This is a genomic window from Gemmatimonas sp., from assembly GCF_041689975.1.
GTDB lineage: Bacteria > Gemmatimonadota > Gemmatimonadetes > Gemmatimonadales > Gemmatimonadaceae > Gemmatimonas.
Genome location: NZ_JBDNFF010000127.1, coordinates 15,875 through 30,242 on the forward strand (window position 1 = coordinate 15,875; position 14,368 = coordinate 30,242).

A 14,368-nucleotide genomic window follows, 5' to 3' on the forward strand; every position below is an offset into this window, starting at 1 on the left:
GTGGCCGATCGTCACCTGTTTACGTCGGAGTCCGTGACCGAAGGACATCCGGACAAGATCGCGGATCAGATTTCTGATGCCGTGCTGGATGCTATCCTGGCCAAGGACCCCGCCGCGCGCGTGGCCTGTGAGACCCTAGTCACGACCGGCTTGGTGGTGATCGCCGGCGAAATCACGACGACGGCCTACGTGCCGTTGCCGGACATCGTGCGCAAGACCATCGAAGGCATCGGCTATACTGACGCCACCTTCGGCTTCGACAACAAGACCTGTGCCGTCATGAGTACCATCGATGCGCAGTCGCCCGATATTTCCCAAGGGGTGGACACCGGCGGCGCCGGGGACCAGGGCATGATGTTCGGCTACGCGACCGACGAAACGCCGGAACTCATGCCGTTGCCGATCCAGCTGGCGCATGCGCTCACGCACCGCCTGGCGGCGCTGCGCAAGGACGGCTCGCTGCCGTGGCTCCGCCCCGACGGCAAGGCGCAGGTGTCGGTGCTCTACGAAGGCGATCGTCCGATTGCCGTCGATACGGTGGTCATCTCCACCCAGCACGACGAAAAGGTCTCCAACACCAAGCTCCGCCGCGCCATCCTCGACGACGTCATCATGGCGTCGATCCCGGAAGAGTATCTGCCCAAGCGCCTCAAGACCCATATCAATCCCACCGGGCGTTTCGTGATCGGCGGCCCGCAGGGCGATGCCGGTCTGACGGGACGCAAGATCATCGTCGACACCTACGGCGGCATGGGGCGGCACGGCGGCGGCGCCTTCAGCGGCAAGGATCCGTCCAAGGTCGATCGCTCGGCCTGCTACGCCGCGCGTTGGGTGGCCAAGAACATCGTGGCCGCCAAGCTCGCCACGCGCTGCGAAGTGCAGGTGGCCTATGCCATCGGCGTCGTCCTGCCCGTGTCGGTGTACGTCCAGACCTTCGGCACCGGCGTGGTGTCCGATCGGTCTATCGAGGCGGCGGTCAACGCCGTGTTCGACCTCACGCCGCGTGGCATCACGCGCGACCTGGATCTGCGCAAGCCGATTTATCAGGCGACCGCCGCGTACGGCCATTTCGGTCGTCGTCCGGAAACGGTGGGTCGTGGCCGTTCGGCCCGCACGACATTTACGTGGGAACGCACCGACCGCGTCGCGGCGCTCAAGCGCGCGATCCGGTGAGTCGCCACGGCGCACCACTCCACACGACGCGTGCGGAGTGGTGCGCCGCGCGAAGCGCGTGTCGTCCTCGCGCTCGCCTGCTCGAGGTACAGCGATGATGATGGAAGTGGCGGTGGCCCGTCTCGGACTCGATAGCGCGACCAATTCCTATGTCGTCATTCTCCGCGAAAAAGGCGGGCGGCGCATACTCCCGATCTGGATCGGTCAGCCGGAAGCGGAATCGATTGTGATGCAGATGAATCACGTGAAACGCGAACGTCCGATCACCCACGATCTCTGCAAGTCGATCATCATCGCGCTCGGCGGCACGTTGCGTCGCGTCTCCATCACCCGCGTGCAGAAGAGCACCTACTACGCGGAGATGCAGATTGAAGGACCGAACGGTGTGGTTGAAGTCGATGCTCGCCCGTCTGACAGTATTGCCATCGCGTTGCGGCTCGACGCGCCGATCTTCGCCCCGTCCGAGCTGTTGACCGCCGTCGACAACGACCAAGACGCCGAAGAAGGAGATTTCTCCGTCGAGGACGCCGACAGTGAACTGACGGCCGACCAGCTCAAGGCTTATCTCGAGAACCTGCGACCGGAAGATTTCGGTAAGTTCTCGCCCTGACGTTTCCGCTCCTCAACCCGATTGTCCTCCGCGTGCCCCGACTTCCGTCGTTCCTTCGATTCCTCGCGCTGACGCTGCTCGCCGCGACTGCTACTGCAACCGCGCTCCACGCCCAGACGCGCTCCGTCAACGGGCGCGTGCGACGTCCGGTCAGCGTCAACGCGGACTCGACCGGCATGGGGCCCGCAGCGGGCACATGGGTCACGTTGCATCGCGTCGGCAAGGACACCGCCGGGCCGATCGACTCCATGCGCACCGACGGGCAGGGGCGCTATCGATTCCGCTTCACGCCGTTCGGCAGTAGCGACGGCGTGTACTTCGCCTCCACCACGTGGGGCGGGATCGCGTACTTCACACCGCCGCTCAAGAATGCCGAGGCGCGTGGTGACGACGCCGAGATCACGGTGTTCGATACTACGTCCGTGCGTTTTCAGCTCACCGTGAAAGGTCGGCATCTGATCGTCGGCAAAGCTGACACGACGCAGTTTCGCACAGTCATCGAAGTGTTCGAACTCTCGAACGATAGTCTGCGCACGCTGGTGGCGACCGATACCACGTCGCCGATGCCGACGTGGAGCATCTCCGTGCCGGCGTCGGCGCTCGATGTGCGCGCGAACGAAGGCGAGGTCTCACCCGATGCGTTCGTCGCCGGACCCGGTCGCGTGTCGATCTACGCGCCGATCGCGCCCGGGATCAAACAGGTAGCGTTCTCGTACAAGGTGCCGAGCAGCAGCTTCCCGCTGCAAATGCGCGCCGAAGGCGGCGCGGTCGTGTTCGAGGTGCTGCTCGAAGAGCAGCAGGGATTCGTGACGGGCAAAGGCTTCGCCAACGTCGATCCTGTCTCGCTCGAAGGTCGCAACTTCCGGCGCTTCCTGTCGCAGGATGTGCAGCCCAACGCCGAACTGATCATCGAGCTGCCGTCGTCGGGCGCACCGGCGCGCAACTTGTACATCGCTGGGTTGCTGGTCGCGATCGGCCTGCTCATGATGGTCGTGCTCATGCGCTCCATGCAGCGTCGTGCGGCGAGTCGCGTGGCGGTCGAACCGACCATGCGGCCTCGTGAATCGGATGCGCCGTTGCACGAACGCCTGGCGCAGGAGATCGCTGCGTTGGATGAAACGTACGCCCACATCGTCGAGCCGTCGGACACCGTGAAGAAGGCCTACGACGCCCGCCGCAGCGAACTGAAGGGCGCCCTCGGCGCGGCGCTTGCCGACATGGCAACACGAAGGTAGGTTGCTGCTGTCGCGCATTCTGCGCGGCGGACAACTGATTTCAGAGCGCAGGACACGGAAACCGGTTCAATGCCGGTGCGGCCCCGCCACTGTAACGGGATCTGCAACGCGAGCAGTCACACGCGATGCAGCAGCGACACTCAACATGCCACTGACCTTCGGGTCGGGAAGGCGAGTGGAGCGACCCGGAGCCAGGAGACGACCCGCGCTCATTCTCGGACGAAGACCCTCGAGGGGGGGCTCGCGCCACGTGTCGTCGCACATCACTGTGCGGGGTGCACGCGTGCTCGGGCGTCTTCTCGTGGGAGAGGACGCCTTTTTTGTATCCTCACCCACGGTTGATACGGCGTGCGCTGACTGTCCTGTTGCCGTTTATCGGTGCAGTGGCCTGCGCGCGCGCGGATACCGCTACGGCAGATACCGCTACGGCGGATACGCGCGACGCAATTGCGACCGCGGGAACGGTCACAGCCTCGATTGCGGCCGACACTGACGATTTCGGTGCACCGTTGCCCACCGATGCGCGCTTCGCCGCGCGCGTCGTGTCGCTCAATCCTGCGGCTACCGAAGCGATCTTCACCATCGGTGCCGACTCGCTGCTCGTCGGTCGTTCGCGTTGGGACGAGTACCCGAAAGACGTCGAGCGCATCGCCTCCCTTGGCGATGGCATTCGGCCGAATATCGAAGCCGTGCTGGCCGCGCGACCTACGCTGGTGGTGCTGTACGCTACCGCCGAGAATCGCGCCGCGGCCGACGCCTTGGCGCGGGCCGGCGTACGCACGATCGCCCTTCGTGTCGATCGTATCGCGCAATTCTATCGTATGCTCACCGTGCTCGGACGTGCCATGGGCGCCGATGCCCGCGCGAAGATCGTGACGGATTCCGTGCACGCCACGCTCGATCGCGTGAAGGCACTGACCGCGTCGCGACCACGACGGCGGGTCGTGTGGCCGGCGTGGGAATCTCCGCTGCTCGTGATCGGTGGCGGCAGCTACATCGATGAACTGCTCTCGATCGCCGGTGCCGACAACGTCTTTCACGACATGAGTGCGCCGTCGCCGCCAGTTTCGATCGAAGAAATCGCCAAGCGCGATCCCGACGTCGTGATCGCTGGTGTCACACGCGCGGCCACGCTCACCGCCAGTCCGTCGTGGCAGGCCGTCCGCGCCGTGCGCGAGCGGCGATTCATCGTGCAGGATCCCGCCGTGACCGGACGGCCATCGGTGGTACTTGGCATGGCCGCCGTGCAGCTGGCTCGCGCGCTGCACCCTGAATTGCGCGATTCACTGCCGTGAACGAAGCCACGCGCGACCGCACCGATCACGCCGCACATTCCCCTTGGATCGCCTGGGGAGTGGGCGCGTTGCTGTTGCTCGTCGTGGTGATCCTCGGGCTGTCTATCGGCGCCGTTCCGATCTCCACGCGTGATGTGATCAATGCGCTGCGCGGTATCGGAGATCCGTCCACCATCGCGATCGTGCGCGACCTGCGGGCTCCACGCGTGCTGCTGGCCGCGCTGGTCGGCGCTGGCCTCGCCAGCAGTGGCGGTGCGCTGCAAGGCACGCTGCGCAATCCGTTGGCCGAACCCTACCTGCTCGGTGTGTCCGGCGGGGCCGCCGTCGGTGCCGTGACCGCGTTGGCCTTCGGTGTCGCACAACCCGCGCTCATCACGCTGTGCGCGTTCGTCGGTGCTGCCATCGCCACGGTCGTTGTCACGGCGATTGCGCGCGTTGTCGGCGGCAGTGCCGATACGAAGTTGCTGCTCATGGCCGGTGTCGTGGTCGGGGCGTTTGCCAACGCCGCGATTCTGGTGGCGCTCGCCGATGCGCCGCCGGAACGCTTGCGCGGCGCACTGTTTTGGATGATGGGATCGGCGGCCGACGCGACGTGGCCGGCCGTGGCGCGCTGCGCCGGTGCGTTGCTGCTGCTTGGTGGCATACTGGTGTGGCGTGCGCGCGACCTCGATGTGCTCTCGCTCGGCGATGAACCCGCCGCCGCGCTCGGCGTCGATGTCGACCGGGTCTCGCGTCAGCTGTTTCTCGTGGCGTCGTGGCTCGCCGCTGCCACCGTGGCGGCCGCCGGACTGATCGGCTTTGTGGGGTTGGTCGTGCCCAACATCGCGCGTGCGCTCGGCGCGCGTCAGCACCGACCGATGCTGCTCATGTCCGCGTTGTACGGGGCGGTGCTGCTGGTGGCGGCCGATCTGCTGGCGCGCACGCTACGCGCACCCGCTGATCTGCCACTGGGCGCCGTCACGGCCTTGGTCGGCGTTCCCTTCTTTCTGCTGCGACTGCGGCGGTTGGCCGCATGAGCGGCGCCACGCAGACAACGGAGCAGGGAGCCACCCTCTCGTTCGACAACGTGAGCGTTCGTTACGCCGGTCTCACGCGGCGCGCGCTCGATCACGTGTCGGTGGTGGCGGAACCGGGAAAGATGACCGCTGTCGTTGGGCCGAATGGCAGTGGCAAGAGCACACTGGTACGCACGCTGTTGCGCCGCGTACCACTCGAGTCCGGACGCGTGACCGTAGGCGGCAAGGATGTGGCCGCGCTCGATGCACGCGACCTCGCGCGTCGCATTGCCATTGTACCGCAACGCGAGGAGCCCGTGCTCCCGCTGCGCGTCGAGGAGTTCGTCGCCCTCGGTCGTCATGCGCGTCGCAGTGCGTTCGGAGGAATGAGCGCCGACGATCGCGCGGCCGTCGCCAGTGCCGTCGATCGCGCCGGTATCGCGGAGGCCATCGGGCGGCGCACCGACACGCTCTCCGGTGGCGAGTGGCAGCGCGTGCGTATTGCCCGCGCCCTGGCGCAGGCGGCACCGGTACTCGTGCTCGATGAGCCCACCACGTTCCTCGACATCGCGCATGAGATGGCGGTGTTCGAGTTGCTCGACGAGCTCGCGAGCCAAGGGCAAACGGTGGTGCTGGTGAGTCATCAGCTCAACCTCGTGGCGCGGTTCGCGTCGCATATCGTGCTGCTGCATCGCGGAACCGTGGCCGCTGCTGGTGACGCCACTACCGTGATGCGTGGCGAGATACTCGAGCGCGTGTACGAGTGGCCGCTTGTTGTGACGCGAGATCCCGCCGTCGGTGCGCCGGCGCTGTTACCGCTACGTGGCAGCGGCCGTCATCGTGAACGCCCGTCGTCGTGACTGTGCTGCTGTTGCTGCTGCTGCGCGTGGTCCCGTACGCCAGCCAACCGCCGCACGAGTCGGTCACGATTTGCGTGGCTGATGCGCGAACGCGCGCGCCGCTCATCGGCGCCGAGTTCACGTCGCGGCCAGCGCCGCTTTCGGGAGGTGCGCGTCGTCGGTCCGCGGGTGCCTGCGCTCGACTGCATACGGTGCACGGCGACAGCGTACAGGTCGCGCGTACCGGATATCTGCCGCGCGTGGTAGCGCTTGCGAGCACTCCTCGTCGTGCAGGCGACACCACCTGGGTATCGCTGCTCGCCCTCGATGCCACGCGTGCCGAGCGCTTGGCCGCCGTTCAGGTCACCGCGACAGCGAACGGGGTCGAGACCGCGAGCGATGGACGCACCGCCGGGCGTACCACGGCCACGTTGCAGATTGCCGATGCGCGTATCGCCGGCGCATCGACGGTGAACGCCGTGCTGGCGCTCATGCCGTACACCAATCTGCGCTCGTCGCGCGGCGAAACGGGCCTCTCTCTGCGTGGCGCACGTCGGGAGCAGGTCGCGATCACGCTCGATGGGATGCCGCTCAATGATCCCGCCACCGGCATGGCCGACGTGTCCGACATTCCGCTGGCGGGACTGCAGTCGGTAAGCGTGGCCCTTGGCGCTGATCCGGTCCGCCATGGGGCAGGGGCAGCCGGCGGAGTATTGGCGCTTACCACGTCGGCGCAACGTGTGGCGTCGGTGCGAACAGGGGCCTTCGGGCAGCGCAGCATGGAAGGGGCGTGGCATGTCGCAGCGGCCGGCGCGTTGTGGCATGCCAGCGCGGCCCGGCGCGACGCCAGCAACGACTTTGCATTCGTGAACGATGCCGGTGTTGCTCCGCAGCGTGAAAGGCGCATCAATAACGATGAGCAACGCACGACCCTGTCGCTGGGCGTGATTGGCAGCCGGGTGCAGCTTTCGGTGCTCGGATCCACCAGTGATCGCGGCATGGTGGGCCCGGCCAACGTGCGCAGCTACGACGCCGACCGTGCCTTCACCGACCGCCTGTTGGTGCGCGTGCAGACCGCGATGCACGGCACCACCTTCGTATCTGGCATACGGCGGTTGCAGCTCCGCTATGTCGATCCAACCCGCCCCGCGCTCGACTCACGCGCTGTCTCGTGGGCCGCTGATGCCGAATGGCGCGGTGCCATGCACGACCTCGTGTGGCGCCTTGGCATTGGGGCCGATCGGCTCACCGCCACCGGTGGCATCACGCAGCGTCGCCGTCGTGGCTTCGCTGGGGTACAACGCGCGTGGAGTGCACGCACCGCTGGCCTGTGGAGCATCGACCTTGGCGCGCGCGCCGATCTCGTCGAAGGCAGTGGCCTGTTGCCTACGGCGTCGCTCGGTCTCGAGCACCGCGTCGCGCACGCGGGCGAGCAGTGGCAGGTCGTGGCGTTCGGTCGCGCCGCGCAGGCGGTACGCGTACCCACCCTCTACGATTTGTACTTCTCGTCACCGCAACGTCTGTCGGTGACGGCGCTCTTACCAGAGCGCGTCGATCTCGACGTCAGCAGCGGCCTACGCCTCTTTTCCGGCGCCGCGCGGCATCGCGCCAGCATCGAGGGCGCCCTCGTGGCGCGCAACACCCGCAACGCGATCGTCTGGTTCCCGGGAAACTTCGGCTGGAGTCCCGCCAACGTGGGCGTGGAACGGCTGCGTGGCATCGAATCGCGCGCCGAAATTTCGTCGGGTATCGCGCACGTTTCCGCGTGGGTCACTGCGTACAACGCCGTGCTCAGCACGGGCGGCCTTCGGATTCCCACACCGTACGTCTCCCGCCTGTCCGGCGGAGCTCAGCTGCAGCTGCACACGCGGGCGCAGCACGCCACCGTGGTGTGGCGTGGCATGGGCGCCCGGCCGTATACCGCCGGCCCACGCAATCCTGATTTCGAGTTGGCAGCCATGTCGCTGGTCGACATCACCGTCGCGCAGCAGCTGCGCGCGCTGCCGTACTGGCCGTGGCCCCGCTTCGACGCCTTGGTCGCGTTCTCGCTCGAGAACGCGGCCAATGCCTCTTGGCAGTCGGTCCGCGGTTTCCCGTCGCCCGGGCGCGCTTGGGCGATGTCGTTCACTCTGCAACAATCCCCACGATGATCCCGCAGGTCCGCGTTCGTACTCCCGTTCTTCGTCGTATTGCCGCCTACACGTCGGCCGCTCTGCTTGCCGCGCTCGCTGCGTGCGGTGATGATGGCATCAGCAACACAACGCCGCAGCCGCCGCGCGGCATTATCGTGCTCGACGGTTTTATTCAGCCCGGCCTCACTTTCCTCGGTGACACCGGAAGCGCACGTAGCAAACTCACGCTCGCGCCGACCACCGAGTTCGATGCCGGCGGCTTCACGCTCCTGCGCGATACGGTACTCGCCGTGTCGAGCCGCGGTGCTGGTGATCTGCTTTATGTCACCGATGTGCGCACGTCCAGCACGCGTCGCATTCAGCTTCCCGCGCGCAGCAATCCGTCACGTGCACGCTTGCTATCGGGAACGGGCGGCCAAACGCTGATCGGCGCCGCACTGCGCGACTCGTCCAGCGTCGCGCTCGTCTCGTTCGCCGGTGCCGGCATCGTGACCAGTACGCGGATCACCAACGCCGGCACATGCCCCACCGATCTCTTTCAGTTCGACAACGCCACTTGGATCGTCGATGCCAACGCGAATTGCAAAGTGAACTACGCCGTGCAGGGCGACGTTCGTCTCATCCGCGTGCCGAACACCGGCACCACGCGTGACACGATTCTTCTGCCGGGACTGCGCGGCTCGGGCGCTTCGGCGCTGGTCGACGGCGACGTGGCTTATATCAGCGCCGGTGGTGACGCCAGCTTCGCCGCGTTTCCCTACACGTTGATTTCGACCGGCGGTATGACCAAGGTCGATCTGCGCGGCAAGCGCGTGCTGCTCACCAAGCGGATGCCGGCCAACACGTACGGCGCCGGCGTCAAACTCGGCCTCGACGGATTCCTCTACGTCTCGCTCTACCAGGATCTCGCGTCGTTCACGAACCGAATCATCAAAGTGCGCCCCGCCGATCTCAGCTTCGTCACGTCGGCGTCGGCCTCCGCGTCGGCCGACTGGCTGGTGCTCACCAGCGCCACCGGTTCGGCAGTGACCTGCGGCAGCGGGCAAGCCGATGCCCTCGGCCGTCTTCATTGCATCCAGAACGGGACCGGATCGGTGACGTCACTGCTGGTCTTCAGCCCGGCTGGGACCGAGGTGAGGCGCGTCGCGGCGAACCAAGGGGGAGTGGATATGGCGATCCGTCCGTAGCACTTGAGAAGTCAGAACTCAGATGCTCAGGCGCAGGCATCAGATCGCTAGTAGTGTTCAGAATTCAGCAACGATAGTGCTCCGTACCGAGCAATTTGGCACTAACCACGAACCTCGAGGCCGCACTCCATCAAACGCCTCGAAACCGTGCACTATCGTTGCTGGCGTCTGAACATTATAAAAAGTCTGATCCCTGACCCTGTCGCCTCAGTTCTGAGTTCTCAGCCGTCCGGCGCTATTCTACGGCATGTCCTTGCTCACCACCGACGCGATCGTTCTGCACGCCGTGCCGTATCTCGAGTCGTCGCGCATCCTGCGCTTGGCGACTCGTGAGGCCGGTGTGCTGTCGGTGGTGGCCCGCGGTGCCCGGTCGTCGAAGAAGCGGTTCGGCAGCGCGGTCGATCTCTTCGCCGAAGGACAGGCGCAGATCCTGGTCAAGCCGGGACGCGACCTGCACGCGCTCACGACTTTCGACGTCACCCGCTCGCGGGCCGGCCTGGCCTCCGACCTCGGCCGGTTCACCGCCGCCAGCGCCCTCGTGGAGTGCGTCATGCGGGTAGTCCACGACGAAGCGGCGCCTCGCGTTTATCACGGGGTCGCCTCGGGGCTGGATGCCATCGCCGAGGCCGACGAAGCCGATACCGTGGCACTGACCCTCGGCGTCTTCTGGCGGCTCGTGAGCGAGATCGGCTTCATGCCGAGCCTCGATCGGTGCGCCGAGTGCCACGCCGAGATACCCCCGGACGCGGATGCCCGCTTCAGTCACGCCGCCGGCGGCGTCCTCTGCCCCCTGTGTGCCAAAATGGCGCCCACTGGCCGCCGCTTGCCGGCCGCCGCGCGTCAGACCGTCATTGCGTGGCTGCGGGGCGACCGTCCTGTGGTCGAGCCCGCCGACTGTCGGGCGCACCAGCGACTGCTGCGGGAATTCATCACCCAGCACCTCCCCGACACCCGTGAGCTGAGAGCCTTCGGGGTTTGGGAACAGGGGCGCTGGTAATCCCGTCCGGCGCGAGCGGGGAATGTTGCTTGACGGCCCCGTCTGCGCGTCCTACCTTTACGACGACCTGATTCTCAGGTCCAACTTCCACCTTTCACTTGGAGACTTCGACTCACAACCCTGATTCGTCAGTCGGAGAAGCAACATGAAACGTGTGTGGGGAGCACTGGGTCTGGTGCTCGCTCTCAGCGTAATCATGCCACGGGTCGCGGCCGCGCAAGACAGCAAGCAACGCCGCAATGGAGCAACGCTCGGACAGAATTTTCCGAATCCGTTCAATCCTGAGACTCGCATCCCGTTCAGTGTGGGTGATGCACCCAACTGTACCGAGCCTGGTCGGCAGTACCGCGTCAGTTTGAAGATCTACAACATCATTTTTCAGTTTGTAGCGACGCCGGTGTTGCAGGGCGGAACCGGAGGGGTGGCCGGAGGTCAACCGCTGGAAAAAGTGTCTCTCCCATGCGGCGACTATATCGCATACTGGGATGGCAAGGTCCAAGCAACCGGGCGGGAGGCCGCTTCGGGCGTGTTAGCATACAGGCTCGAGGTGGATGGCGTGCCGCTGGTGAAAAAGATGATCGTGGTGAAGTAAGCTGGGTGTAAACGAGCACCACGAGACCCAACGAAAATTCAAAATGGCGCGCCGGGTGGACGGACCTGGCGCGCCATTTTGCGTCCACGATCGACGAACCCGGTCAGTGTAAGGGCTTCCCTCTCGAAACTCGACGCCGGAAGCTGCAGTATTGGCACCAGAAGTGCGGCATCGTGATTGCCTCTCCAGAACACCATGATCAATCCTGACCGTCTGACCGTGAAGAGCGCTGAAGCGCTCAACGAAGCCGTCGCGCTGGCGCGCAAGGCCGGCAATCCACTCGTGTATGACTTGCATCTCCTGCTGGCGCTGCTTGCCCAGGATGAAGGCATCGTCGTCCCGGTGCTGCAACGCGTCGGAGCCAATGTCGCCGGCGTACGCGCCGCCGCTGAACAGGAGGCCGCGCGCTACGCCAGGCAGAGCGATGCGCAGCCCACCTTCAGCCGCGAACTCACACAGGTCGTCGATGCGGCCGAAAAAGAAGCCAAGACGCTCGGTGATGAGTACGTCTCTACCGAACATCTCCTGCTCGCGCTCTCCGACGCCAAGGGTACCGACAGCACGCGGGTGCTGACCACCGTCGGCGCGCACCGTAAAGCGCTGCTCGATGCGCTCAAGCTCGTGCGTGGCTCGCATAAAGTCACCGACCAGTCGCCCGAAGGGCAATATCAGGCCATCGAGAAGTTCACGCGCGATCTCACCGAAGCAGCCCGCAAGGGCAAGCTCGATCCCGTGATCGGACGCGACGAAGAAATCCGTCGCGTCATTCAGGTGTTGTCGCGTCGCACGAAGAACAATCCCGTGCTTATCGGCGAGCCGGGCGTGGGCAAAACCGCGATCGCCGAGGGACTCGCCCAGCGTATCATCAGCGGTGACGTACCCGAGGGGCTACGCAACAAGAAGCTCGTCTCGCTCGATCTTGGCGCACTCATCGCCGGCGCGAAGTTCCGCGGTGAATTCGAAGAACGTCTCAAGGCGGTGATGAAGGAGATCGCCAGCGCCGACGGACTGTATGTCGTGTTCATCGACGAACTGCACACCCTGGTTGGCGCCGGCAAGGCGGAAGGCAGCATGGACGCGGGCAACATGCTCAAGCCCATGCTGGCGCGTGGCGAACTGCGCGTGGTCGGTGCCACCACGCTCGACGAATACCGACTGCACGTGGAGAAAGACGCCGCGCTCGAGCGTCGCTTCCAGCCGGTGTTCGTCGGCGAACCGAGCGTGGAAAGCACGATCGCGATTCTGCGTGGCCTCAAAGAGCGGTACGAAGCGCACCATGGCGTGCGCATCACCGACGGGGCCGTCGTCGCCGCCGCCACCCTCTCCAACCGCTACATCGGCGATCGCTTCCTGCCCGACAAGGCTATCGACCTCATCGACGAAGCAGCATCGCGGCTGCGCATCGAAATCGATTCGGTGCCGCAGGTGATCGACGAAGTCGAACGGCGCATCGTGCAGCTTGAAATCGAGCGACAGGCGCTGCGCAAGGAAACCGATCCCGCATCGGTCGACAGGCGCGGCAACATCGAGGGCATACTCGCCGATCTGAAAGAACAGACCACCGGTATGCGTGCGCAGTGGCAGCAGGAGAAGGAAACGCTCGGCGCCGTCGGTCGCATCAAGCAGGAAATCGAAACCGCGAAGTTCGAGGCGGAGCAGGCCACGCGTGCTGGTGATCTCAACAAGGCCGCCGAGCTCACGTACGGCAAGATTCCGCAGCTCGAACGCGACATGAAAGTCGCCGAGGGGAAGCTCGGTAGTCAGGGTGGCCGTCCGCAGTTCCTTAAAGAAGAAGTCGGTGCCGACGACGTGGCCGATATCGTGGCGCGATGGACCGGCATTCCCGTCACGCGCATGCTCGAGAGCGAACGTGAGCGGCTCACGAAACTCGAAGACGTGCTCGCTACGCGCGTGATCGGACAGCGTGAAGCGGTGAAAGCCGTGTCGAACGCCGTACGGCGGTCACGTGCTGGTCTGCAGGATCCCAATCGGCCGATCGGGTCGTTCATCTTCCTCGGCCCCACCGGTGTGGGTAAAACGGAAACGGCGAAGGCTCTGGCCGAATTCCTGTTCGACAACGAACACGCGATGGTGCGCATCGACATGTCCGAGTACATGGAGAAGCACGCCGTGGCGCGGCTCATCGGTGCGCCTCCGGGCTACGTGGGATACGAAGAAGGCGGGCAGCTCACCGAAGCCGTGCGTCGCCGTCCCTACTCGGTGATCCTGTTCGACGAAATCGAGAAAGCGCATCCGGATGTGTTCAACATTCTGTTGCAGCTGCTCGATGACGGACGACTCACCGATTCGCAGGGACGCACCGTCGACTTCCGCAACGCCGTCATCATCATGACGTCTAACGTGGGGAGTCAGATGATCCTCGAGCGTAGCCAGGCCGGCGACTCGTCGTGGGCCACGGTGGAGCAGGAGGTCCTGATGGCGTTGCGCGGCGTGTTCAGGCCCGAGTTTCTCAACCGCATCGACGACATCGTGGTCTTCCATCCACTCGGCCGCGGCGAGATCGATCACATCGTCGACCTGCAGCTCGCGCATCTGCGCAAGCTCCTCGCCGAACGCAAGCTCACGATTCGTCTCACCGACGCGGCGCGCACGTTGCTCGCCGACGAAGGCTACGATCCCGTATTCGGCGCACGACCGCTCAAGCGCGCGGTGCAGCGCATGCTGCAGAACCCGCTCGCGCTCGCGGTGCTCGAGGGCACGTTCAAGGAAGGCGACGTGATCGTGGCCGACGTGCAGGAGGGCACCGATGCGTTGTCGTTCACGCACGGTGATGCCACCGACGCCGCAGCGCAGGCCGCGTTTGCCGGGGCCACGCTGTAATTGTGACTAGTACGTCTGAAGCCGGCGCCGCTCTGGGTGTCCCCTTGGGGCCCGGCATCGAGGCCGCCATGCAGCAGGCCCTCGAGCAAGCTCGTGCCGCCGCGCTAGCCGGGGAAGTCCCGGTCGGCGCGGTGGTCGTGCGTGACGGTGTGGTAGTCGCCCGTGCACAGAATCGCATGGTGCGCGATGGCGATGCCACGTCGCACGCGGAAGTGCTCGCGTTGCGCGAAGCGGCACGCGTGCTCGGCGACGCGCGCCTCACCGAGTGCGCACTGGTCGTTACCCTCGAGCCCTGCGCCATGTGTGCGGGTGCGATCGTGCTCGCCCGCGTGGGTAGCCTCGTGTTCGGCGCATGGGACGACAAAGCCGGCATGTGCGGGTCCGTGGGTGACGTTGTCCGCCATCCGCGGCTCAATCATCGGCCCGAGGTCAGGGGCGGCGTGATGGCGGAGGAATCGACCGCGCTGTTGCG

12 protein-coding genes and 1 riboswitch are annotated in these 14,368 nt (G+C 65.5%); all 12 genes read left to right on the forward strand.

The window, feature by feature from the left end; genetic code table 11:
* Nucleotides 1–1,173, forward strand: coding sequence for a methionine adenosyltransferase (gene metK / locus ACESNG_RS08685; protein WP_373064046.1), 1,173 nt, complete (start codon nt 1–3; stop codon nt 1,171–1,173).
* 94 nt (nt 1,174–1,267) lie between these two features.
* Nucleotides 1,268–1,783: a bifunctional nuclease family protein gene (locus tag ACESNG_RS08690; RefSeq protein ID WP_373064048.1), complete on the forward strand. Its 516-nt coding sequence runs from the start codon at nt 1,268–1,270 to the stop codon at nt 1,781–1,783.
* A 32-nt stretch (nt 1,784–1,815) separates the two neighbouring features.
* Nucleotides 1,816–3,018, forward strand: coding sequence for a hypothetical protein (locus ACESNG_RS08695; protein ID WP_373064050.1), 1,203 nt, complete (start codon nt 1,816–1,818; stop codon nt 3,016–3,018).
* Between the two features lie 56 nt (nt 3,019–3,074).
* Nucleotides 3,075–3,218, forward strand: a riboswitch (cobalamin riboswitch).
* A gap of 165 nt (nt 3,219–3,383) precedes the next feature.
* Entirely contained in the window at nt 3,384–4,313 is a 930-nt protein-coding gene (locus ACESNG_RS08700) for an ABC transporter substrate-binding protein (protein WP_373064052.1), read from the forward strand.
* Nucleotides 4,310–5,329 (forward strand): FecCD family ABC transporter permease, encoded by a 1,020-nt coding sequence (locus tag ACESNG_RS08705; RefSeq protein ID WP_373064054.1) that lies wholly within the window; start codon nt 4,310–4,312, stop codon nt 5,327–5,329. Before ACESNG_RS08700 ends, ACESNG_RS08705 begins: the two co-directional genes overlap by 4 nt.
* Nucleotides 5,326–6,168: an ABC transporter ATP-binding protein gene (locus ACESNG_RS08710; protein ID WP_373064056.1), complete on the forward strand. Its 843-nt coding sequence runs from the start codon at nt 5,326–5,328 to the stop codon at nt 6,166–6,168. Before ACESNG_RS08705 ends, ACESNG_RS08710 begins: the two co-directional genes overlap by 4 nt.
* Nucleotides 6,165–8,297, forward strand: coding sequence for a TonB-dependent receptor plug domain-containing protein (locus tag ACESNG_RS08715; protein WP_373068590.1), 2,133 nt, complete (start codon nt 6,165–6,167; stop codon nt 8,295–8,297). Before ACESNG_RS08710 ends, ACESNG_RS08715 begins: the two co-directional genes overlap by 4 nt.
* Nucleotides 8,294–9,466 carry a hypothetical protein gene (locus ACESNG_RS08720; RefSeq protein WP_373068592.1) on the forward strand — a complete coding sequence of 391 codons (1,173 nt, stop codon included), beginning with the start codon at nt 8,294–8,296 and terminating at the stop codon, nt 9,464–9,466. Before ACESNG_RS08715 ends, ACESNG_RS08720 begins: the two co-directional genes overlap by 4 nt.
* Nucleotides 9,467–9,713: 247 nt before the next feature.
* Nucleotides 9,714–10,463: a DNA repair protein RecO gene (gene recO, locus ACESNG_RS08725; RefSeq protein ID WP_373064062.1), complete on the forward strand. Its 750-nt coding sequence runs from the start codon at nt 9,714–9,716 to the stop codon at nt 10,461–10,463.
* 145 nt (nt 10,464–10,608) lie between these two features.
* On the forward strand, nt 10,609–11,055 hold the full coding sequence (locus ACESNG_RS08730) for a hypothetical protein (protein ID WP_373064064.1): 447 nt from the start codon (nt 10,609–10,611) through the stop codon (nt 11,053–11,055).
* Nucleotides 11,056–11,250: 195 nt separating this feature from the next.
* Nucleotides 11,251–13,896, forward strand: coding sequence for an ATP-dependent chaperone ClpB (clpB, locus tag ACESNG_RS08735; protein WP_373068594.1), 2,646 nt, complete (start codon nt 11,251–11,253; stop codon nt 13,894–13,896).
* 68 nt (nt 13,897–13,964) lie between these two features.
* Nucleotides 13,965–14,368, forward strand: a 404-nt coding sequence (locus ACESNG_RS08740; protein ID WP_373068595.1) for a nucleoside deaminase, incomplete at its 3' end; no start/stop codon positions are given.